The organism is Corynebacterium sp. ACRPF (assembly GCF_022347395.1).
Taxonomy (GTDB): domain Bacteria; phylum Actinomycetota; class Actinomycetes; order Mycobacteriales; family Mycobacteriaceae; genus Corynebacterium; species Corynebacterium tuberculostearicum_D.
On the sequence record NZ_JAKRNB010000004.1, the window covers coordinates 70,743 to 92,401 of the forward strand.

Genomic DNA, 21,659 nt, shown 5'->3' on the forward strand with positions numbered 1-21,659 from the left:
TTACATCATGACTCAGCCCGTCAAGATCACTGTCACCGGCGCCGCCGGCAACATCGCGTATTCGCTGCTGTGGCGCATCGCTGCCGGCGATGTGTACGGAAAAGACACCCCGGTAGACCTAGCATTGCTGGAAATTCCCGCTGCGGTGGATAAGGCCCAAGGCGTAGCCATGGAGCTCAACGACTCCGCCCTGCCGTTGGTTAACTCCATTACGGTTACTGATGGTCTTAAGGAAGCCTTTGAAAACACCTCGGCCGCCTTCCTTGTCGGCGCTCGCCCGCGCAGTAAGGGAATGGAGCGCGCCGACCTGCTGGAGGCTAATGGCGCCATCTTCACCAAGCAAGGCAAGGCCATCAATGACTACGCCGCGCGCGATGTCCGTGTGCTCGTGGTGGGCAACCCGGCTAATACCAATGCCCGCATCGCGGCGAATAATGCTCCCGATTTGGATGATTCCCAGTTCACTGCCCTCATGCGCCTGGACCACAACCGCACCCTGAGCCAGCTCGCGCTAAAGACGGGCAAGTCCACCACCGATTTCACCAAAGTGGCGGTCTGGGGCAACCACTCCGCCAGCCAGTTCCCGGATATCACCTACTCCAACGCGGAGGTGGACCAGGAATGGTACCGCGAGGAAATGATCCCCAAGGTGGCCAAGCGCGGTGCGGAGATTATTGAGGTACGCGGCAGCTCCTCGGCCGCTTCGGCGGCGTCGGCAGCCGTGGACCACATGCATGACTGGATTCATGGCACCGAGGACTGGCGCACTGCGGCGGTGCCATCGGACGGATCCTACGGCGTCGACAAGGGCCTTATTTGCGGATTCCCCACGGTCAGCCGCAACGGCCAGTGGGAGATTGTGCAGGGACTGGAGCTTAGCGAGTTCCAAAAAGAGCGCATCGAGGCCTCTGTGGCCGAGCTGCGCGAGGAGCGCAAGGCCGTGGCGGACCTGCTCTAGAACCTGCTCGGTGCGCACCACATACTCGGTGCGCACCCTGCCTGGCTGAGCTGGTTGACGTGCAAGGTAGAATCGGCCAGGTGACTGAGCAAAATAATGAGCAATTAGTTGGTACCAACCGCGCCGATGCGCTGCCCAAGTCGTGGGAGCCGCAGGCCGTAGAGAAGGACCTCTATGAGGGCTGGGTAGAAAAGGGCTACTTCACCCCGGATGCGAATTCGGAGGCCGAGCCTTATTCCATCGTGCTGCCGCCGCCAAATGTGACCGGCCAGCTGCACATGGGCCACGCCTTGGACCACACGCTGATTGATTCCATTATCCGCCGCAAGCGCATGCAGGGCTACGCCACCCTGTGGCTGCCCGGTGCCGATCACGCCGGCATTGCCACCCAGACCAAGGTCGAGGCCAAGCTCAAGGAGACCGAGGGCAAGAAGCGCTGGGACTATGAGCGCGAAGAATTCATTGACAAGGTCTGGGAGTGGAAGGAGCAGTACGGCGGCACCATCCAGAACCAGATGCGCGCCATCGGTGACTCCGTGGACTGGTCCCGCGAGCGGTTCACCTTGGATGATGGCCTCTCCCGCGCCGTCCAGACCATCTTTAAGAACCTCTATGATGAGGGCATGATCTACCAGGCCAACCGCCTGGTGAACTGGTCGCCGGTGCTAGAGACCGCCGTTTCTGATATCGAGGTTGTCTACAAGGACGTCGAGGGCGAGCTGGTGTCTATCCGCTATGGCTCGCTCAATGACGATGAACCGCACCTCATCGTGGCCACCACCCGTGTGGAAACCATGCTGGGCGACGTCGCTATCGCCGTACACCCAGACGATGAGCGCTATGCCGACTTGGTGGGCAAGGAGCTGTCGCACCCGTTCCGCGATGACCTGACGCTCAAGATCATCGCCGATGATTACGTGGACATGGAATTCGGTACCGGCGCGGTGAAGATCACCCCGGCGCACGACCCGAATGACTACGCGATGGGCACCCGCCATGACTTGGATATGCCCACGGTCATCGATACCACCGGCCACATTGCGAATACCGGCACCCGCTTCGACGGCCTGACCCGCGAGGAAGCCCGCGTGGAGATCCGGGAAGCACTGCGCGAGCAGGGCCGCATTGTTAAGGAAATCCGCCCGTACGTCCACTCCGTGGGCCACTCGGAGCGCTCCGGCGAGCCCATCGAGCCGCGCCTGTCCCTGCAGTGGTTCGTGGACGTAGCCAAGATGGCCAAGGCCTCTGGCGACGCCGTGCGCGAGGGCGATACCACCCTGCACCCGCAGTCGCTCGAGCCGCGCTACTTCGAGTGGGTCGATGACATGCACGATTGGTGCATCTCCCGCCAGCTGTGGTGGGGCCACCGCATTCCTATCTGGTACGGGCCAGAAGGCGAGGACGGCCAGCGAGACATCGTCTGTGTTGGCCCTGATGAGGAGCCACCGGCAGGATACGAGCAGGATCCGGACGTGCTGGATACCTGGTTCTCCTCCGCGCTGTGGCCATTTTCCACCCTGGGGTGGCCGGAAAAGACCCCGGATCTAGAGAAGTTCTATCCCACCAACGTGCTGGTTACGGCCTATGACATCTTATTCTTCTGGGTAGCCCGCATGATGATGTTCGGTACCTTTGCCGGCACCCACACCCCAGAGCTTTTGGGTGAGGGCGCAGAATGCCGCCCGCAGGTGCCGTTCAAGGATCTCTATCTGCACGGCTTGGTGCGCGATGAGCAGGGCCGCAAGATGTCCAAGTCCTTGGGCAATGGTATTGACCCGATGGATTGGGTACGCGATTACGGCGCGGACGCACTGCGCTTTACCCTGGCGCGCGGCGCCAACCCGGGCGTCGATTTGCCGTTGGGATCCGACGCCGCTGCTGCCGCCCGCAACTTTGCCACCAAGTTGTTCAACGCCACCAAGTTCGCGCTCATGAATGGCGCGGGTGTGGCTGCGCTGCCGAACCGCGAGGAGCTTAGCGACGCCGACCGCTGGATCCTCGACCGCGCCGAAGAGATTCGCGCCAAGGTGGATGCCTACCTGGATGACTACCAATTTGCCAAGGCCAACGAGCTGCTCTACCACTTCACCTGGGACGAGCTATGTGACTGGTACTTGGAGATTGCCAAGACACAGATCCCGCGCGATGGTATGAGCGAGCAGGGCCGCAATACCCAGATTGTGCTGGGCCGCGTGCTAGACGTCGTATTGCGCCTGCTGCACCCGACCATGCCTTTCGTCACCGAGGTGCTCTGGAAGGCCTTGACCGGCGGCGAGTCCATCGTCGTGGCACCGTGGCCTACCGTTGCCGATACCAATGGTGGCGCCACCAAGGACGAGGTGGCCGCCCGCCGCATTGAAGATGCCGATAAACTCATCACCGAGCTGCGCCGCTTCCGCTCTGACCAGGGTGTAAAGCCTTCCCAAAAGGTACCGGGCCGCCTCGACTTCGCCGCAGCGGATCTAGCCGGCCAAGAGGAACTGGTGCGCAACCTGGCTAATACCACCGCCCCAGGCGAGGATTTCGATCCTTCCGCCTCCATCGAGGTGCGCCTTTCCCAGGCCACCGTGGAGGTCACCCTGGATACCCACGGCGCGGTGGATGTAGAAGCCGAGCGCAAGCGCCTGGAGAAGGACCTGGCCAAGGCCAATAAGGAACTGGAGCAGACCGGCAAGAAGCTGGGCAACGAGAACTTCTTGTCCAAGGCGCCGGAAGAAGTGGTCAATAAGATCAAGGAGCGCCAGCAGGTCGCCCGCGAAGAGGTCGAGCGCATCACCAGCCGTTTGGAGGGCCTGAAGTAGTGGCGGACAAGGACAAGGAGACTGAGGACTTCGAAATCGTCGATGCCCTCAAAGAAGGCACCGACGGTGGCCCGGTGGAAATCACCGAGTCCGGCCTGACGCTCAACTTGGGCATGGGCAGCGAGGACGAGTACAACGAGGCCGCACCGCAAGAGGTGTCGGCCGAAGAGCTGCGCGCCCTAGCGGAGGTAGAAGAAGAGCTCAATGAGCGCTGGCCGGAAACCAAGATTGAGCCTTCCCTCGACCGCATCGAGATGCTCATGGATCTGCTTGGCCACCCTGAGCGTTCTTTCGATGTCATCCACATTGCCGGCACCAACGGCAAGTCCTCTACCGCACGCATGGTGGATTCGCTCCTGCGCGCCTTCCACCGCCGCGTCGGCCTTGTCACCAGCCCGCACCTGCAGCGCGTCACGGAGCGCATCGGCATCGATGGCCAGCCTATCCACCCGCGCGATTATGTGCGCATCTGGCACGAGATCAAGCCTTTTGTGGAGATGGTCGATGCCCAGTCGGACGCTCCCATGTCCAAGTTCGAGGTCCTTGTCGGCTTGTCCTATGCCGCGTTTGCCGACGCCCCCGTGGACGTCGCCGTTGTTGAAGTCGGCCTCGGCGGCCGGTGGGATGCCACCAACGTGGTCAACGCGGATGTCTCCGTCATTACTCCGGTGGGCTTGGACCACACGGATTACCTGGGCGACACTCTCGCAGAGATTGCCGGTGAAAAGGCAGGCATTATCAAACCGCGTGAGGATGCCGATGACCCGCTGACCCCGAATGAAAATATCGTGGTCATCGCCGAACAGGACTCGGAAGCAATGCGGGTTATCCTGCAGCAGGCCGTGGATGTGGAGGCGGGCGTGGCCCGCTCCGGTTCTGAGTTTGCCGCCCTCGAGTCCCGCATCGCCGTCGGTGGCCAACAGGTTAATATCCAGGGCCTTGGCGGCCTGTACGAGGATATTTTCCTCCCCCTGCACGGCGAGCACCAGGCCAAAAATGCCGCTGTGGCCCTTGCCGCGGTGGAGGCATTCTTCGGTGCCTCGGCCGGCCACCCGCTGGATGTTGCGACCGTGCGCAATGGTTTTGCCCAAGCGATTTCGCCCGGCCGCCTGGAGCGCGTGCGCACCTCGCCAACGACGTTCATTGACGCCGCCCATAACCCCCACGGCGCCAAGGCTCTCGGCGCGGCGCTGGACCGCGATTTCGACTTCGCCCGCCTCATCGGTGTGCTCTCGATCTTCGCGGATAAGGACGCCACCGGCATCCTCACCGCACTCGAGCCTTACCTCACCGAGGTAGTCATCACCCAAAACTCCTCGCCGCGCGCCCTCGATGCCTACGACTTGGCAGAGACCGCCCGCGATATCTTTGGCGAGGAGCGCGTGCACGTAGCCGATAACCTGCCGGGCGCCTATGCCCAGGCCGTGGAGCTTGCCGAGGACGCCGAGGTCCAGTCCGGCTCCGGCATCATCATCACCGGCTCGGTCGTCACCGCTGGTGATGCCCGCGCGATGTTTGGAAAGGAACCCGCATGAGCCGCGACAATCACCACCCGCGCGGAGAGCACCAGCCTCGCCCGCCCCGCCGCACCCGCGCCCGTGGCCGCGAAGAACAGATCCCGGAAAGCGAGATCGGCCCCCTCGGCATGGGCCAAGCCCCAGTCAAGGACCCACTGAAAAGCTTCAACGGGATGGTCATTGCCAGCTCCCTGACCATGGAGGCGCTCGCCCTATCCTTCGCGCTGCCGATGCTCTACAAGCTCTATGACGGTACCTTGTGGACCCCCTTCAACTACGGCTTTGTCATCGCCGCAGTGGTATTCCACCTCGTGATGATCGCGTTCATGAATAAGAAGTGGGCGCTGTCTGTCATTGTATGGGCGCAGTTGTTGTGCGTCATTGTGGGCTTTATGGTCCACTGGGCCGTGGCCGCCATCTTCATCATCTTTGGCATGGAGTGGCTGCTGGCCGTCTACCTGCGCAGCAACCTCATTGCCCGCATGAAGCGCGGATACCTCACCACGCAGCACCTCAACGAGAAATAGGCTCGATACCTCCGGCGGGTGGGGCAGACGCGATAGACTAGCGCCCATGCGCAATCTCTATCTCGTCCTTGCCGCACTCGCCTGCATTGCCGCGGTGGTAGCCCGCGCCGCTACGGGAACGCCATGGCTACCGCTAGTCGCCCTCATCATTGGCGGCGTTTTTCTGGTTTTGGCCCTGCGGAGCAACTTCGAGCCGGCCAAAGAAGCCACCTTCGAGGATTTGGATAAGGAACAGCGCGCGGAGCTGCAACGCCTGCTGGCTAATGGCCAGTTCGGTGCCGCAGTAGGCCAGGTACGCCTGTGGTTCAGGGGCACCTCCCAGGAGCGCGCCGAAGAGATAGTCAAACAACTCGCATAGCCTTGGACCCCCACACTTTTACCCCAAAGGAATACCCCAGCGCGCGACGCATGCGTGCGGTTTCGGTACAGTGTGGGACATGACTGAACGTACACTGATTCTCATCAAGCCGGACGGCGTAAAGAACGGCCACGTAGGCGAAATCATCTCCCGCATCGAGCGCAAGGGCCTGAAGCTGGCCGAGCTCGACCTGCGCGTTGCTGACCGCGAGACCGCGGAGAAGCACTACGAGGAGCACAAGGACAAGCCATTCTTCGGCGACCTCGTCGAGTTCATCACCTCCGCACCGCTCATCGCTGGTGTTGTTGAGGGCGAGCGCGCCATCGAAGCATGGCGCCAGCTGGCTGGCGGCACCGACCCAGTTTCCAAGGCCACCCCGGGCACCATCCGCGGCGACTTCGCTCTGACCGTTGGCGAGAACATCGTGCACGGCTCTGACTCCCCAGAGTCCGCAGAGCGCGAAATCGCTATCTGGTTCCCGAACCTCTAAACTTCTGCGCACTTAGCGCATCATTCAGCCCGAGCCTGTAGGCTCGGGCTTTATTTATTGCTTGACTCATAAGCCTAGGCGGAGAGCCACATGCCGAGAATCCGGCCCTACCCTGAATAAGTATTGAAACGGCAAAGCCGCAAATACGTAGAGAAGCAGAACTGGAGCAGGGGTTTTGTTTCGGGGCTGAAGGTGCTTAACGCGGCAGATCATTGCTGAGGATATAGCACGCGAAGTCATTTACTTCGCAGACTAGGACTGGAGTTCTCCTAATCGAAGGAGAGTAACTGGCGCAGTGTGCGGAAGGCTTCCTTTTGCACTCGATGGGTAACGGTACGGCCCGATTGTTGCTTGATTAAAAGACCGGATTCCCTCAACTTGCCGAGGTGATGAGAAACCGTCGGTTGGCTAAGGCCGGAAAGCGCGGTTAACTCCGTAACACTCATTGGGCCGCAGCCCTCGTCGCACAATACGGATAGCAGGCGCAGGCGGGCTGGGTCGGCAAGTACCTTAAATTGCTGGGAAAAGCGGAGGGAGTCGCCCTGGCTGAGCGGGCCACTGCTCAGGGAACAGCACTGTGCATCCGGGGTGTTATCGGCATTGCTAGGGGAGGAGTCCATGTACACAGTATAAGGAGTCTGCCTCCCACTCCGTTATATTGACGAGTATCAATATGGGTGACTAAAGTACTGCTCGAAAGTTGAATTCCTCGTCGCACAAGGAGAGCCATGGCCGTTACGCAACGCCCAAAGTTGTCATTTCTCGATAGATTCCTTCCCGTTTGGATCATCATGGCCATGGCTGTGGGGCTATTGATCGGACACTTCCTGCCAGGCATTGGAGAAGCACTGTCTGCTCTAGAGGTTGGCGGTATTTCTCTTCCAATCGCGCTGGGCCTGCTAGTTATGATGTATCCGCCGCTGGCTAAAGTCCGCTATGAAAAGACCCGAGATATTGCTGCCGATGGCCGGTTGATGGTGGTATCGATTGTGTTGAATTGGCTGGTGGGGCCTGCATTGATGTTCACCCTGGCGTGGATATTTCTTGCCGATCAGCCAGAGCTGCGAACCGGCCTGATTATCGTTGGGCTAGCCCGTTGTATCGCAATGGTCCTAGTATGGTCCGATCTCTCCTGCGCCGATCGGGAGGCCACCGCCGTTCTTGTCGCCATAAACTCTGTATTCCAAGTAGCCATGTTTGGCGTCATGGGTTGGTTCTACTTGCAAGTTCTACCTGGATGGCTAGGCCTAGACACCACCTCTGTTGAATTTTCTTTCTGGTCCATCGTCACTGCGGTTCTTGTATTCCTAGGAATACCCCTGCTGCTTGGCGTGCTCTCACGGGTGTGGGGAGAAAAGATCAAAGGACGCGAATGGTTCGAAGACCGTTTTCTCCCGGCAGTCTCGCCTTTGGCGATGATTGGTTTGCTCTACACCATCGTGCTGCTGTTTTCGCTGCAAGGGGAGCAGTTGGTAGCGCAGCCTACTGCGGTGGTTAGAGTGGCGATTCCACTGGTTATTTACTTCGTTGGAATGTTTTTCCTTGCCTTGGGCGTAGCAAAAGCCGGGGGAATGAACTACGCACAGTCTGCTTCCGTGGCTTTTACCGCAGCCGGAAATAACTTCGAGCTAGCCATTGCAGTTTCCATCGGCACCTTTGGCGCCGCGTCAGCACAGGCCCTCGCCGGCACCATCGGGCCACTGATTGAAATCCCAGTGCTCGTGGGCCTCGTTTATATAATGCTCTGGATAGGCCCGAAGCTCTTCTCAGGAGACAAAAGCTTGCCAAGTTAACGCCGGCCCACCTGATATAGGCAGCGAACCCCAGTCGGCATGATGGTGATGGTCCACTTTGCGGGCGCGGTGCGCAGGCCCATGCGGCTTAGCTTCACCAGGTCCGCCTTTGCCAAAGCATCGAGGTGCTCGGATAGTGGGTCGAGGTCTACCTTCATGAACTTCGAGAGGGCAGTGGAATTAATCGTGTTTCCCTGCACCGCGCCGGCGGCGACGAGGGCGGTGAGGATGTCCGAGTGGGCGTCGGCAAGCTCCAAGCGAGCCTCCGTAACCCCGTCGAGCGGGTCTTTTTCCAGGATCTTGTTAATGCGGCGCCGGCCGATCCGGAAGGACTGGGAAAACATGCTCCAGATGCCCAACGGCAAGCCAAAGGCCCACCACGCGCCGGACAGCATCCCGGCAACGGGCGGGGCCAGCTCTACCTCTGGGAGCAGGCCGGCTGCGCTCAGTGGCGCCATGACCAATGGCGCAGCGATCGGGATAAACGGTGCGATATAAGCAATCGTGGGATAGTCGCCATCGCGGAATTCCTCTTGCGCAGCGTTGATGCCGCGCGGGTAATTGCGGATGAGGTGCACCAACCCCAGCACCGCAAAGACGGCAAAAACACCGGCTCCCATCAACATATAGTCCACGCCTGTGTTGGCGAAGCCAATGGCAAAGCCGGCCGGTACGCCAAAGTAAAGTGCGGAGCGCACCGGGACTTCATTGCGCTGTCGGTACTGCGCGAGTTCGCGCGCGGGGATTCGTGCTAGTTCTGCCACCCCGCCAACATAACACCGCCTGCCAGCTTGCCCGCGGTTCTGTGACACAATGGGGGATAGCGCGTACGAGACGCGGCATAACTTCATATCCCACAAACTTTTTTAGCGCGCACTATGCCTCGTGCGGCGGCGGTACAGTCTTCGGCCGTGCCTGCGCCCGAGGCCGCGCCAAATACAGACGATGTACAGGAGTAAGCCCGGACATGGTGGCACAGAACTCTCAAGAAACAACTGAAAGCCTCAAGGCAGCGGTGTCTTTGGCCCAGAACCTGGACCGTAGCCAACTAAAGGACAAGACCCGCGTGTATTCCCTGGCCAAGCAGCTGGGGCTTTCCTCGCGCGAGCTGGTGGCACAGCTCAAAGACATGGGCCTGAAAAAGAGCGCGCAAAGCTCCCTTTCCCGCGAGGAAGCAGGCCAGGTGCTGGATACCGTAGCGAACGCCGCCGCGGTTGCCGACGCCCCCGCGGGCGATACCACTGAAGCGTCGGCTGAAGATCCCGAGGACAAGCCTGCTGCGCAACCGGAAGAAAACCCGGACGAGAAACCGGAAAAGAAGCCAGCGAAGAAGCGCGCCAAGCGCGCCCGCAAGGCCACCCGTAAGTCCGCCGCACCAGCGCCCGAAGAGCCGGCAGATACCGCCGAGTCAGAGGAAGGGGGGCAGTCCACGGAAGACGAAGAACCCCTGCGCCACCGCGTGCGCAAGAACGTGGATAATGAAATCTCCCAGATCGAAGACAAGGTAGAGGCATCGCTTGCTCAGGCTGCGGCCGAAACTGGCGCAGCCACCGAGGACTCCGAGCACGCTGAAGCAGAAGTACCCGAAGCAGCAGAAGCCACGGAGGAGGCCGAAAAAGCATCTGCGAGCGGCTTTGATACCGGAACGGTTGATGCGGCAAAGCTGCACGAGGCGCTGGCAGAAGCCGGCGAGGACTTCGAGGATGACTACTACGCGCCGCACATCGTCCCACGGGCCGAATCCGAGGAAGACTCCGGGCACTATGACTTTGCGCCCATCTTCATGGCCCCGCAGCTGGACGAGGCTGCGGCATTCGCACCGGCTCTAGATGCAGCGGAGGAGGACTCCTCAGCCGACGACTCCGCAAGCGACGACAACGAGGATGCTGCAGACTCCGCCGCAGAAAGCCGCGAGCACTCCGGCTCCGACCGCGGTTCCGGAAAGCCTGAGGGCCGCCGCCGCGGGCGCCGCGGCGCATCCCGCGGACGCGGCGCCGGTGCGAAGCGTGAAGAGCAGGCAGACGAGCCCGAGCACATTGAAGAGCCGAAAGCCATCCGCGGCTCCACGCGCATCGAGGCTCAGAAGCGCCGCCGTGCCGAGCTGCGCGAAAAGGGCCGCACCCGCCAGCACATCGTCTCCCAAGCGGAGTTCCTTGCCCGCCGCGAAGCTGTGGAGCGCACCATGGTGGTGCGCGATAAGGAGCGCGAGGACGGCGCCGGCATTATCACCCAGGTGGGCGTGTTAGAGGATGACCTGTTGGTCGAGCACTTCGTGACCACCGAATCCCAGGCCTCGCTCATTGGCAATATCTACTTGGGCCGCGTCCAAAACGTGCTGCCGTCCATGGAGGCGGCTTTCGTGGACATTGGACAGGGCCGAAACGGCGTGCTCTACGCCGGTGAAATCGACTGGCGCAAGACCAAGCTGCACGGGCGCGCCCGCAAGGTAGAAAACGCCCTGAAATCCGGTGACCAAGTGCTGGTGCAGGTGGCTAAGGATCCCATCGGTCATAAGGGCGCGCGCCTTACCACCCAGATTTCCCTTGCTGGCCGCTACCTGGTCTACGTACCGGGCGGGCGCAGCGCCGGCATTTCCCGCAAGTTGCCTGCCCCAGAGCGCAAGCGCTTGAAGGATATCCTCGGCCACGTGGTTCCAGGCGATGGTGGAGCGATCATCCGCACCGCCGCCGAAAACGTACCGGAAAAGGCAATCGCTACCGACGTCAACCGCCTGCACAGCCGGTGGGAGGACATCGTGGCACACGCTAAGAAAGAAAAATCCTCCAAGGGCGCCAAACCGGTGACCATGTATGAAGAGCCGAACATGCTCATCAAGGTGGTGCGCGATCTCTTCAACGAAGACTTCACTGAGCTCATCGTCGATGGCAAGCGTTCCTTCAACACCGTCCGTGCTTATGTGGATTCCATGGCGCCAGACCTTGCGGACCGCGTGGTGCGCTACCGTGCCAAGGACCACGGCGAGCAAGATGCCTTCGATGCCTACCGCATTGATGAGCAGCTGCATAAGGCGCTCTCGCGCAAGGTATGGCTGCCCTCCGGTGGCACGTTGGTCATCGACCGCACCGAGGCCATGACCGTGATTGATGTCAATACCGGAAAGTTCACCGGTTCTGGCGGCAACCTGGAGGAAACGGTAACCCGCAATAACCTCGAGGCGGCCGAAGAAATCGTGCGCCAGATGCGTTTGCGCGATCTCGGCGGCATGATCGTCGTGGACTTTATCGATATGGTCCTGCCGGAAAACCAGGATCTGGTGCTGCGCCGTCTGAAGGAAGCCTTGGGCCGCGATCGCACCCGCCACCAGGTCTCGGAGGTGACGTCGCTGGGTCTGGTGCAGATGACCCGCAAGCGCCTCGGCACCGGCTTGGTAGAAACGTTCTCCACCGAGTGCGAGTGCTGTAACGGCCGTGGCATCATCATTCACCAGTATCCGGTGGATGAGGCCGAGGACGAGCAGCGCTCCAAGCATTCTGGCCGCAAGTCCAAGGCGCACAAGAAGCAACACCACGATCCGCAGCAGCAACCGGCTGCGGTGGCGATGCATAAGCACGAGCTTGACGACGCCGCCGAAAGCTCCTCCAAGCCTAAGCGATTTAAGAAGACCCAGGCGCCGGTCTACGGTACCGAGAGCGAAGAGGCCGCACGGGAATCTGCGAAGACGTCGCTGGAAGATCTCGTAGCGAACGTCGTTGTAGATGAGCGCGGTCCGGCTCAGTCGCACGCTGGATCGGAAGAGGACAGCGGGGAGCATGACCGCAACAAGGAGCGCGGACGTGGACGCGGTCGCCCCCGCGCGCGCAAGCACACCCAGACTGAGGTATCCGATATCGAGGCCATCGCGTACGCCGCGGCGGATAATGCTGCTGAGAGTGACGAGGCGCAGGAATTTAATTCCTACGTCCCCGATGCGGATACGGACGCCGACTCGGGTGCTATTGCGCAGGTACACCCAGGTGCCGGGGCGGGCTCCAAGCGTGGCAAGAAGCCGCGCCGGGCGACGCGCCGGTCTAAGGCCACGCGTACAGCTGCGGGCGGCGAGCAGAAGATTACCGAGAAGGCAACGGCTACGGAGACGGCAACTGAAAAGACCTATGACGAGGCAGTAGCTGAGTTTGAGGCTTCCCCACGCCGCAAGCGCCGCACCCGCGGAAATTCGCGCTCCGATAGGCGCCCGCAGCCGCAGGATTTCGCGGTCTCTGGTGAGCAGGACTCCGCCGACACCGGCGGTAACGCTAGCGGGGCTGAAGCCCAGCGCGGAGAGAAGAGCTCGCGCGAAGAGCGCAAGGCTCGCGGGCGTGGCCGCCGTCGTGCGGTGCGCACCCAGCAGGCCAAGCGTCGGACCACCTCGCGCGTGCCGCACGAGGTCAAGGAAAAGGCGCAGGAGCACGAGCACAAGCAGGCGGGCGGGTCCGCCGAGCAGCGCCATGAAAAGGCCGCTGGCACCGCGCGTGCGGGGCGCGCCGGTGGCAAGGGCCGTGGGCGTCGCCGTGCCGTGCGCCAGGCCGCTCCTAAAAAGGCGGTAGCAGAGAATCCGAAGGCAGCGAAGACCGCCCAAGGCCGTTCGACGCAGCAGGGTAGCTCGCCGGATCGTTTCGATGCTGGCCAGCGGGCGACCACGGGCGATACCAAGGTGCTGCGCCGCGGAAAGAAGAGGGCGGTGCGCAAGAAGGGGACGTCGGCAAGCGCCAAGGCCCCAAAGGCGCAGGATAATCCGGCCCAGAAGCAGTCTTCCGCGAGCGGTGCGCACAAGGAAATGTCGCGCGCTAAGTCTGGGCGCGGCCGACGCCGCGTAGCACGGCGAAGCACGTCTTAGGGCTACGCCACGCGGGCGCAAACAGTGTGGTTTGTATTTTGTGCCCGCTACGGGGTAGTCTTTGACAGTCGCTGTTTAGTACTCACGACGCTGGATCAGTCCGACACTCCCTTAGTGAGCTGTGCGGGCATGTTCGCGCGGGAACTAAACGCAATGTGTAAGTGTCCATTCGGAACGCGGCCTCTCCGGTTGCTTCCGAGCGAGTTTAGATAAGGGGTAACCCTCTATGTACGCGATCGTCAAGACCGGCGGCAAGCAGTACAAGGTTGCTGAAGGTGACCTCGTCAAGGTCGAGAAGATCGAGGGTGAGCCAGGCTCTGCCGTAGCTCTCACCCCGGTTCTGCTCGTCGATGGCGCCGATGTTAAGTCCAAGGCTTCTGACTTGGAGAAGGTTTCTGTCTCCGCAGAAATCGTAGAGCAGGGTAAGGGCCCGAAGGTCGATATCCTGAAGTACAAGAACAAGACTGGTTACAAGAGGCGTCTGGGCCACCGTCAGCCTGTGACCACCTTGAAGATCACCGGTATCAAGTAAGCCTTAACCGGCTGTAATTATCCCTAAAGGAGGGAAAACCACATGGCACACAAGAAGGGTGCTTCCAGCTCCAGCAACGGTCGCGATTCCGAGTCCAAGCGTCTCGGCGTCAAGCGCTTCGGTGGTCAGCAGGTTAATGCCGGCGAGATCATCGTGCGTCAGCGCGGTACCAAGTTCCACCCAGGTGAAAACGTAGGCCGCGGCGGCGACGATACCCTGTTCGCGCTTGCAGCTGGCTCCGTTGAGTTCGGTATCAAGCGTGGCCGTCGTATGGTCAACATCGTTCCGGCTGAAGAGGTTGCTGCAGAGGCAACTGCTTAACTTCAGGCCGATGAGGTTAATCCTCGAGTCTCCCCAGTGAGGGCGGCTCGAGGATTTTCTGGTTTTGTGGATACCGAAACGAGGCTCCACCCGGATAATAGATACGCCACGCTAGCGGACACAACCGATGGGATGGAGGACTAGGTAGGCGGACTCAATCCGGTTGCGGTTGGAGTCCAGCGCAAGGCACGCATTACACTGGCGGGGACAAAGATTTAACTAACGGAGGGTTTGACCATGGCACGTTTTATTGACCGCGTTGTCCTGCACCTGCAAGCGGGCGACGGTGGACACGGCTGTGTGTCTGTCCACCGCGAGAAGTTTAAGCCTTTGGGCGGCCCGGATGGCGGCAATGGTGGCCACGGCGGCGACATCATCCTCGAGGTATCTGAGCAAATCCATACGCTTATGGATTTCCACTACCGCCCGCATATTAAGGCGCAACGCGGCGGCAATGGCGCTGGCGATATGCGCAATGGTGCTCGCGGTGAAGACCTGATTTTGGAGGTCCCGGCGGGCACGGTGGTCCGCACTGAAAAGGGTGAAACCTTGGCGGACCTGACGGTGCCTGGCACTCGCTTTGTTGCTGCTGAAGGCGGCTTCGGTGGACTAGGCAATGCCGCCTTGGCCTCAAAAAACCGCAAGGCACCGGGCTTTGCTCTCCAAGGTGAGCCAGGCCAAGCCCATGATCTGATCCTCGAGCTGAAATCTATGGCGGATGTAGGGCTGGTGGGCTTTCCATCGGCAGGCAAGTCCTCGCTCATCTCGGTGTTATCGGCCGCAAAGCCCAAGATCGGTGATTACCCCTTTACTACGCTGCAGCCGAACCTCGGCGTGGTGGATATGGGGGATAGCTCCTTTACTATCGCGGACGTGCCGGGGCTTATCCCAGGCGCGGCCGATGGCAAGGGGCTCGGTCTAGACTTTTTGCGCCATATTGAACGCACGGCGGTGCTTGCCCATGTGGTAGATACTGCCACCATTGAGCCCGGCCGTGATCCGGTCTCTGATATTGAGGCGATGGAAAATGAGTTGGCAAAGTACCAGGAGGCTTTGCAGGAAGATACTGGTTTAGGGGATCTGCGTGAGCGCCCCCGCGTCATCATCTTGAATAAGGCAGATGTGCCTGAGGCCGAAGAGCTGGCGGAATTTGTCAAAGATGATCTGGAAGAGAAGTTTGGCTGGCCTGTCTTTATTATCTCGGCCGTCGCTCGCAAGGGTCTGGATCCGCTGAAGTTCCGGCTCATGGATATGGTGACTGAGCACCGCGAGGCCCAGCCGTTGCCAAAGAAGGATAAAAACCACACCGTTATCCATCCCAAGGCCCAAGGCCATAAGAAGCATACCGGCGCGTTTGCTGATTTCACCGTCAAGACCGATCCGGATGTCGAGGGTGGCTTCATTGTTGAGGGCAAGAAGATTGATCGGTGGATTACCCAAACTGACTTTGAAAATGATGAGGCAGTAGGATTCTTGGCTGACCGCCTGGCCAAGGCGGGCGTGGAGGATGAGCTGCGCGAGCAGGGTGCTGTAGAGGGCTGCCCGGTTACTATCGGCGGCATCACCTTCGAGTGGGAGCCGATGACCGGCGGTGATCCGACAATGGCTAGCCGCGGCGAGGATGCTCGCCTTAAAGGAACCGCCCGTGCTTCTGCAGCGGAGCGCAAGCGCGCCTCTCAGGCACGCCGTGGTCTTATCGATGAATACGATTACGGCACCGATGAAGAGGTCACTCGCGAGGGCGCTAACCGCGATAGGTGGCAGGGCTAGTCCCAGATCCCCCTATTCTTGGGGTGTGCTGGAGGGTGGGCTTTGTAAACTCGGTTGGCATGTCTTCTGATGAACAGAAAGAGCCCATCCTTCCACTTCCGGTAGAGCCTTTTGACGGACCCACCGCTGATACCCCTTTCCCGGAACCGCTCGATGAAAATCCGGTGGCGTCCGGTTTTGAATCGGATCTCCGCCGCGACATCGCGCAGGCAAAGCGCGTGGTGGTCAAGATTGGTTCCTCTTCTCTCACGGATGAGAATTTCCGCGTTTCCCAGGAAAAGATTGATCACATCGTTGATGCCGTCCATGCGCGCATGGGCCGCTCCGATGTCATCATCGTGTCTTCCGGTGCGGTTGCCGCAGGTATGGGCCCGCTCGGTCTGCACCAGCGCCCCACCGATTTGGCTACTAAGCAGGCCTCCGCGTCCGTCGGCCAGGTGCACTTGGCCTCTGTGTGGGGCCAGTCCTTTGCGCGCTATAAGCGCACCATCGGCCAGGTCCTCCTCACCGCCTCCGATACGGGGCACCGCGATCGCGCCCGCAACGCGCAACGCACCATTGATCGCCTGCGCCAGCTGCGCACCATCCCGATCGTGAATGAGAACGATGCGGTGGCGACGTCGGAAATGCACTTTGGTGATAACGATCGCCTTTCCGCGCTGGTGGCCAACCTGGTGGGCGCGGACGCGCTCTTCCTATTTTCTGACGTGCCCGGTTTGTACGATAAGAATCCCGCCGAGCCGGATGCCAAGTTCATCGATGAGGTGCGCACCGGCAAGGACTTGAAGGGCGTTGTGGCTGGTGATGGCGGCAAGGTCGGCACCGGCGGTATGGCCACCAAGGTTTCCGCGGCCCGCCTGGCTACCCGCGGCGGCATTCCAGTGCTGCTGACCTCTACGGACAATATTGGCCCCGCGCTTGCCGACGCCTCCGTGGGCACCGTCTTCCACACCCGCGAGGAACGCCAGCTGTCCGCCTGGAAGTTCTGGGCTCTCTACTGCGCCGATACCGGCGGAGCCGTCCGTCTCGATGAAGGCGCCAAGGAGGCCGTGACCAAGGGCGGAACGTCTTTGCTGGCCGTCGGCATTACCGATGTGCAAGGCGAGTTCACCAAGGGCGAAATCATCGACATCTTGGGCCCGAACGGTGAGGTCATCGGCCGCGGCGAGGTCCGCTTCGACTCCGAGGAGCTCCACGCCATCAAGGGCAAGAAGATGGAAGAGCTTCCCGAGGAGCAGCGCCGTTCCGTCGTCCACGCGGATTATCTGTCCAACTTCGCCTCCCGCATCTAAACCCGAGTCCGAGATTCCCCGTATGGTTGGGGCATGAAGTATTTCATGGGACCGGAAACCTGGCAGCCGATGGTAGAAGACATCGAGGCTGCCGGGCACCAACGCGTGAGCAGCATCGAGGACGCCGAGGTCTATATCAATAATGCGCCCAACCCGCGCCGCATCCCGGAGATGCCGGCGAATATCGGCTGGGTGCAGCATTGTTATACCGGCGTCAACCAGCTCATCGATGCAGGCGTCATTACCCCAGACGGCGTGCCATGGTGCAACTCCGCCGGTGCCTTTGCCCAGCCAGTGGCCGAGTCCGCACTCGGGCTGGCCCTTTCCCAGGCGCACCACCACAAGGCCTTCGCCCAAGCCGCTACCTGGTCGGTGGCCAAGGAGCTGGATGAATCCCAGGCCTGGCTCTATGACCAGCAAGGGCCGAAGAGGGTAGCGATCTTTGGCGCTGGGGGCATCGGCAAGCAGCTCATTAAGCTCCTGCAACCCTTTGGCGTGCACATTACTGCGGTCAATCGCTCCGGCCGCGCGGTGGAAGGCGCCGATGAGGTCGTGCCCATGGATAAAGCCCAGCACGTGTGGGGCGAGGCGGATTTCATTTTCTGCATCCTGCCGGCCACCAAGGACACCGAGGGGCTTATCAATGCCGCCACCTTCCGCGCCATGAAACCCTCCGCCATCTTTATCAATGTCGGCCGCGGCAGCACCGTGGTCACTGATGACCTTGTGGAGGCCTTGCGCTGCGGCGACATCGCCGGCGCCGGCTTGGAGGTTATGGATCCCGAGCCGCTGCCCGATGGCCATCCGCTTTATGACCTGCCCAATTGCACCATGACCCCGCACATGGCCGCCTCTGCGCACGTGGCGCAGTACCACCTGGGCGCTATCTTCAACGCCAATGCCGCGGCGTGGGAGAGGGGAGAGGCCATGCCCACCCGCGTGGATGCGGAGGCTGGCTACTAATGAAGTACGCAATGCTGCCCACCCCGTGGGAGGAAACCCTGCAGGCCCTCGATGCTGCCGGCCACGAGCGTGCCCCGCTGGAGGAGGCCGAGGTGCTCATCTTCAACGGCGGTCCAGATGATTTCCCACAGCCCCTGCCGCCAAGCGTGGGCCTCGTCCAAGTCCCGTTTGCTGGTGTGGACCACCTGTTCGACGTCATGCGAAATACCTCTGCCCGCTGGTCCAACGCGGCAGGGCTATATGACGCCACCGTGGCCGAATCCACCATTGCACTCCTGCTTGCCCAGTTGCATGCGCATAAGCGCGTGGGGACTAGCTGGGATAATCGCGATGAGGTGGAGGCGCACACCAGCTTCCTTTTTGAGGATAAGACGGTTGCGGTGGTGGGCGCCGGGGGCATCGGCAAGCGGCTTATCCGCATGCTAGAGGGCTTTGGCCCGCGCATCATTGCGGTCAATCGCTCCGGCAATCCGGTGGAGGGCGCCGATGAAACCTTCGCCACGGCCGACATCGAGCGCGTGTGGCCGGCCGCCGACTATTTTGTGGCGCTTGCGCCGCTCACGGACCAGACCCACCAGCTATTCGACGCCGCCGCTTTCCGCGCCATGCCCAGCCATGCTGTGATTATCAACGTCGGCCGTGGACCGCTGGTGGATACCGACGCGCTTGTCAATGCCCTACGTGCCGGCCACATCGCCGGCGCTGGCCTGGATGTCACCGACCCCGAGCCGCTGCCCGATGGGCACCCGCTATGGGAGATGCCCAACGTGGTCATTACCCCGCACCTTGCCAATCCGCCTTATTCGGTGCGGCGCCGCATCGGTGCGCATGCAGCAAAGGTCATGGAGCACTTTGCCGCCGGTGAGGCAATCCCTACGGAAGTAGATACTGAAGCCGGCTACTGATGGATAGCCCCGGTAGCCGCGCTGACGATGGCCAGCTCAACCCCACCGCGGCTGAGGTCGCTGAAATGCGCGTGGCCTTTCGTTAGGCTGGTATGACATGAGCAACACTGAACGCGAAGAAGTTCTGTCCAAAGCCCGTGCTGCCAAGGACGTAGCGCCCGTCGTGGCGCAGCTGTCCACGCCGCGCAAGAACGAAATCTTGCAGCGCGCAGCCGAAAACCTTATCGCCCACACCGAAGGTATCCTCGCCGCTAATAAGCAGGACATCGAGACCGGCCGCGAGCGCGGCATGTCCGAGTCCCTCATTGACCGCCTCTCCCTTGACGCCGCCCGCGTCGAAGGCATTGCCGGGGGCCTGCGCCAGGTAGCCGGCCTGCAGGACCCGGTAGGAGAGATCCTGCAGGGCCGCACGATGGATAACGGCATCCACATGAAGCAGGTGCGCGTGCCGCTCGGTGTCATGGGCATGGTTTATGAGGCCCGCCCGAACGTCACCGTGGACGCCTTCGGCTTGGCCATCAAATCCGGCAACGTGCCGCTGCTGCGCGGTTCCAAATCCGCCCGCAACTCCAATGCCAAGCTGGTAGAAATCTTGCAGGATACCCTCGCCGAGTTCGATCTCCCGCGCGAGGCCGTGCAGCTTCTGCCGTGCGAGACCCACGACTCCGTCCAGGACCTCATCACCGCTCGCGGCCTGGTGGACCTGGTCATTCCGCGCGGTGGCGCCAAGCTTATTGAGGCCGTCGTCACCGGCGCCACCGTCCCAGCAATTGAGACCGGCACCGGCAACTGCCACTTTTACGTGGACGCCTCTGCGGACCTGAACAAGGCCATCGACATGGTCATCAACGGCAAGACCCGCCGCACCTCAGTGTGCAACTCCACGGAGTGCGTGCTTATCGACGCCGCTTTGGACGACTCCGCCAAGCTCCGCATCATCACCGCGCTGCAGGAGGCGGGCGTGACCATCCACGGCGACGTCGCCGAGCTCGAGGCTTTCGGCGTCAAGGATGCCGTGCAGGCCACCGATGAGGACTGGCGCGAAGAGTCGCTATCCATGGATATCTGCGCCAAGGTGGTCGACGGCGTCGACGGTGCCATTGCCCACATCGCCGAGTTCACCACTGGCCACACCGAGGCCATCGCCGCGCAGGATGCCGACGTCCTGGTGAAGTTCGGCAACGAGGTAGATGCCGCCGCGGTCATGCTCAACGCTTCTACCGCTTTCACCGATGGCGAGGTCTACGGCATGGGCGCCGAAATCGGCATTTCCACCCAGAAGTTGCACGCCCGCGGCCCGATGGCGCTGCCGGAGCTGACCTCTACCAAGTGGATCCTGCAGGGCACCGGTCAGACCCGCCCCTAGTGGTGCGGCTATAATCGCCACCCATGACTAGCCCACAGCGCATCGGCATCATGGGTGGCACCTTTGATCCCATCCACAATGGCCACTTGGTAGCGGCCAGTGAGGCCGCACACCGCTTTGCCCTCGATACCGTCATCTTTGTTCCCACCGGCCAGCCGTGGCAAAAGTCCCACCGCGACGTCACTGCGGCCGAGCACCGCTACTTGATGACGATGGTGGCCACGGCCTCCAATCCGAGATTTACCGTCTCGCGCGTAGACATTGACCGCGAGGGGCCCACCTATACCATCGATACGCTGCGGGATTTGCGCGAACTTTTCCCGGAGGCGGAGTTCTACTTCATCACCGGGGCCGACTCGCTGGCCTCCATCATGAGCTGGCATAACTGGGAAGAGATGCTGGAGATGGCGCACTTTGTGGGCGTGACCCGCCCCGGCTACGAATTGAGCGCCGATATGCTACCTGCCGATGCGCAAGAAGCCATCGATCTTATTGACATTCCCGCCATGGCGATTTCCTCCACCGCGTGCCGCGAACGCGCCGGGCAGGGGCAGCCCGTGTGGTACCTGGTTCCGGATGGGGTGGTGCAGTACATCACCAAGAACAATCTCTATGGGCCTAACCCGGATAAGCCCTTGTAGAAACTTCCGCGGCCTTCCTAAGATTTTGGGCACGGGCCTGCTAAACGTGCAAGAATAGACTCTCAATAGAGATAGTTCATACCGAATATACTTCAGACGCGAAAAGGGAATTTTTACACATTGTCTACTTCTGATCTCGCCCGCCGCATGGCAGAAACCGCGGCCCACGCCGCGCAAGAAAAGCTGGCCACCAATATCGCGGCCATTGATGTCTCCGATGTCCTCGCTATTACTGAGGTCTTCGTGCTAGCTTCTGCGGATAACGAGCGCCAGGTGGCCTCCATCGTGGATGAAGTCGAAGACGAAATGACCAAGCAAGGCTTCGAGCCGCAGCGCCGCGAAGGCAACCGCGAGAACCGTTGGGTGCTGCTGGATTATGGCAATATCGTCGTCCACGTCCAGCGCAATGACCAGCGCGAGTTCTACGGTTTGGACCGCCTGTACCACGATTGCCCAGCACTGGAGATCGAGGGCATCGAGGCCCCAGAGCGTCCGGGCGAATGGACCCATGGCGTCAACCCGCGCGAAGTTGATTCCATCGACGAGCTCCCACTGGCCGATAAGGTCCCTGGTGAGGACGAGGAGCTTTAA

At 61.1% G+C, this 21,659-nt stretch carries 19 protein-coding genes; 17 read left to right on the top strand and 2 right to left on the bottom strand.

Annotated elements, in window-relative coordinates; all coding sequences use genetic code 11:
- The first annotated feature begins 7 nt into the window (after nt 1-7).
- From MHX61_RS02870 to ndk, 6 genes are all read left to right on the top strand, one after another.
- Entirely contained in the window at nt 8-958 is a 951-nt protein-coding gene (locus MHX61_RS02870) for a malate dehydrogenase (protein ID WP_239192333.1), read from the top strand.
- An 80-nt stretch (nt 959-1,038) separates the two neighbouring features.
- Nucleotides 1,039-3,759 carry a valine--tRNA ligase gene (locus MHX61_RS02875; protein WP_239192344.1) on the top strand — a complete coding sequence of 907 codons (2,721 nt, stop codon included), beginning with the start codon at nt 1,039-1,041 and terminating at the stop codon, nt 3,757-3,759.
- Entirely contained in the window at nt 3,759-5,294 is a 1,536-nt protein-coding gene (locus MHX61_RS02880; RefSeq protein ID WP_239192349.1) for a folylpolyglutamate synthase/dihydrofolate synthase family protein, read from the top strand. Before MHX61_RS02875 ends, MHX61_RS02880 begins: the two co-directional genes overlap by 1 nt.
- The gene (locus MHX61_RS02885) at nt 5,291-5,803 is read left to right on the top strand and encodes a DUF4233 domain-containing protein (protein WP_239192353.1); all 513 of its coding nucleotides are present in this window, start codon (nt 5,291-5,293) and stop codon (nt 5,801-5,803) included. Before MHX61_RS02880 ends, MHX61_RS02885 begins: the two co-directional genes overlap by 4 nt.
- A 46-nt stretch (nt 5,804-5,849) precedes the next feature.
- Nucleotides 5,850-6,161, top strand: a complete 312-nt coding sequence (locus MHX61_RS02890) for a hypothetical protein (protein ID WP_239192356.1) — start codon at nt 5,850-5,852, stop codon at nt 6,159-6,161.
- Between the two features lie 79 nt (nt 6,162-6,240).
- Complete coding sequence (ndk, locus tag MHX61_RS02895; protein ID WP_005324068.1) at nt 6,241-6,651, top strand: nucleoside-diphosphate kinase; 411 nt, start codon at nt 6,241-6,243, stop codon at nt 6,649-6,651.
- A gap of 269 nt (nt 6,652-6,920) precedes the next feature.
- Here the strand turns inward: ndk and MHX61_RS02900 are convergent, their stop codons facing one another.
- On the bottom strand, nt 6,921-7,271 hold the full coding sequence (locus MHX61_RS02900; protein ID WP_239192360.1) for a metalloregulator ArsR/SmtB family transcription factor: 351 nt from the start codon (nt 7,269-7,271) through the stop codon (nt 6,921-6,923).
- Between the two features lie 108 nt (nt 7,272-7,379).
- On the opposite strand from MHX61_RS02900, the gene arsB reads away from it, so the two are divergent.
- Nucleotides 7,380-8,444, top strand: a complete 1,065-nt coding sequence (arsB, locus tag MHX61_RS02905; RefSeq protein ID WP_239192363.1) for an ACR3 family arsenite efflux transporter — start codon at nt 7,380-7,382, stop codon at nt 8,442-8,444.
- On the opposite strand, the gene MHX61_RS02910 is transcribed toward arsB, so the two are convergent.
- Nucleotides 8,441-9,208, bottom strand: coding sequence for a hypothetical protein (locus MHX61_RS02910; protein WP_239192365.1), 768 nt, complete (start codon nt 9,206-9,208; stop codon nt 8,441-8,443). The two genes, arsB and MHX61_RS02910, sit on opposite strands and share 4 nt — an antisense overlap.
- Nucleotides 9,209-9,411: 203 nt before the next feature.
- Here MHX61_RS02910 and MHX61_RS02915 point away from each other — a divergent pair, with 203 nt between their 5' ends.
- The 10 genes from MHX61_RS02915 to rsfS all read left to right on the top strand — a co-directional run bounded on the left by MHX61_RS02915 (nt 9,412) and on the right by rsfS (nt 21,659).
- Entirely contained in the window at nt 9,412-13,278 is a 3,867-nt protein-coding gene (locus MHX61_RS02915; protein WP_239192368.1) for a translation initiation factor IF-2 N-terminal domain-containing protein, read from the top strand.
- Nucleotides 13,279-13,504: 226 nt separating this feature from the next.
- Nucleotides 13,505-13,810, top strand: coding sequence for a 50S ribosomal protein L21 (gene rplU, locus MHX61_RS02920; RefSeq protein ID WP_049377209.1), 306 nt, complete (start codon nt 13,505-13,507; stop codon nt 13,808-13,810).
- A gap of 42 nt (nt 13,811-13,852) precedes the next feature.
- A complete protein-coding gene (gene rpmA / locus MHX61_RS02925; protein WP_005324079.1) occupies nt 13,853-14,131 on the top strand; it encodes a 50S ribosomal protein L27 in 279 nt (92 codons plus the stop codon).
- A 237-nt stretch (nt 14,132-14,368) separates the two neighbouring features.
- Nucleotides 14,369-15,901 carry a GTPase ObgE gene (gene obgE / locus MHX61_RS02930; RefSeq protein WP_239192371.1) on the top strand — a complete coding sequence of 511 codons (1,533 nt, stop codon included), beginning with the start codon at nt 14,369-14,371 and terminating at the stop codon, nt 15,899-15,901.
- A 59-nt stretch (nt 15,902-15,960) separates the two neighbouring features.
- Complete coding sequence (gene proB, locus MHX61_RS02935; RefSeq protein WP_239192374.1) at nt 15,961-17,193, top strand: glutamate 5-kinase; 1,233 nt, start codon at nt 15,961-15,963, stop codon at nt 17,191-17,193.
- Nucleotides 17,194-17,226: 33 nt separating this feature from the next.
- Nucleotides 17,227-18,156 (top strand): D-isomer specific 2-hydroxyacid dehydrogenase family protein, encoded by a 930-nt coding sequence (locus MHX61_RS02940; RefSeq protein WP_204611180.1) that lies wholly within the window; start codon nt 17,227-17,229, stop codon nt 18,154-18,156.
- On the top strand, nt 18,156-19,061 hold the full coding sequence (locus MHX61_RS02945; RefSeq protein WP_239192377.1) for a D-isomer specific 2-hydroxyacid dehydrogenase family protein: 906 nt from the start codon (nt 18,156-18,158) through the stop codon (nt 19,059-19,061). Before MHX61_RS02940 ends, MHX61_RS02945 begins: the two co-directional genes overlap by 1 nt.
- Before the next feature lie 97 nt (nt 19,062-19,158).
- Nucleotides 19,159-20,427 carry a glutamate-5-semialdehyde dehydrogenase gene (locus tag MHX61_RS02950; protein ID WP_239192380.1) on the top strand — a complete coding sequence of 423 codons (1,269 nt, stop codon included), beginning with the start codon at nt 19,159-19,161 and terminating at the stop codon, nt 20,425-20,427.
- Between the two features lie 23 nt (nt 20,428-20,450).
- The gene (gene nadD / locus MHX61_RS02955) at nt 20,451-21,068 is read left to right on the top strand and encodes a nicotinate-nucleotide adenylyltransferase (RefSeq protein WP_239192383.1); all 618 of its coding nucleotides are present in this window, start codon (nt 20,451-20,453) and stop codon (nt 21,066-21,068) included.
- Between the two features lie 147 nt (nt 21,069-21,215).
- Entirely contained in the window at nt 21,216-21,659 is a 444-nt protein-coding gene (gene rsfS / locus MHX61_RS02960; RefSeq protein ID WP_239192490.1) for a ribosome silencing factor, read from the top strand.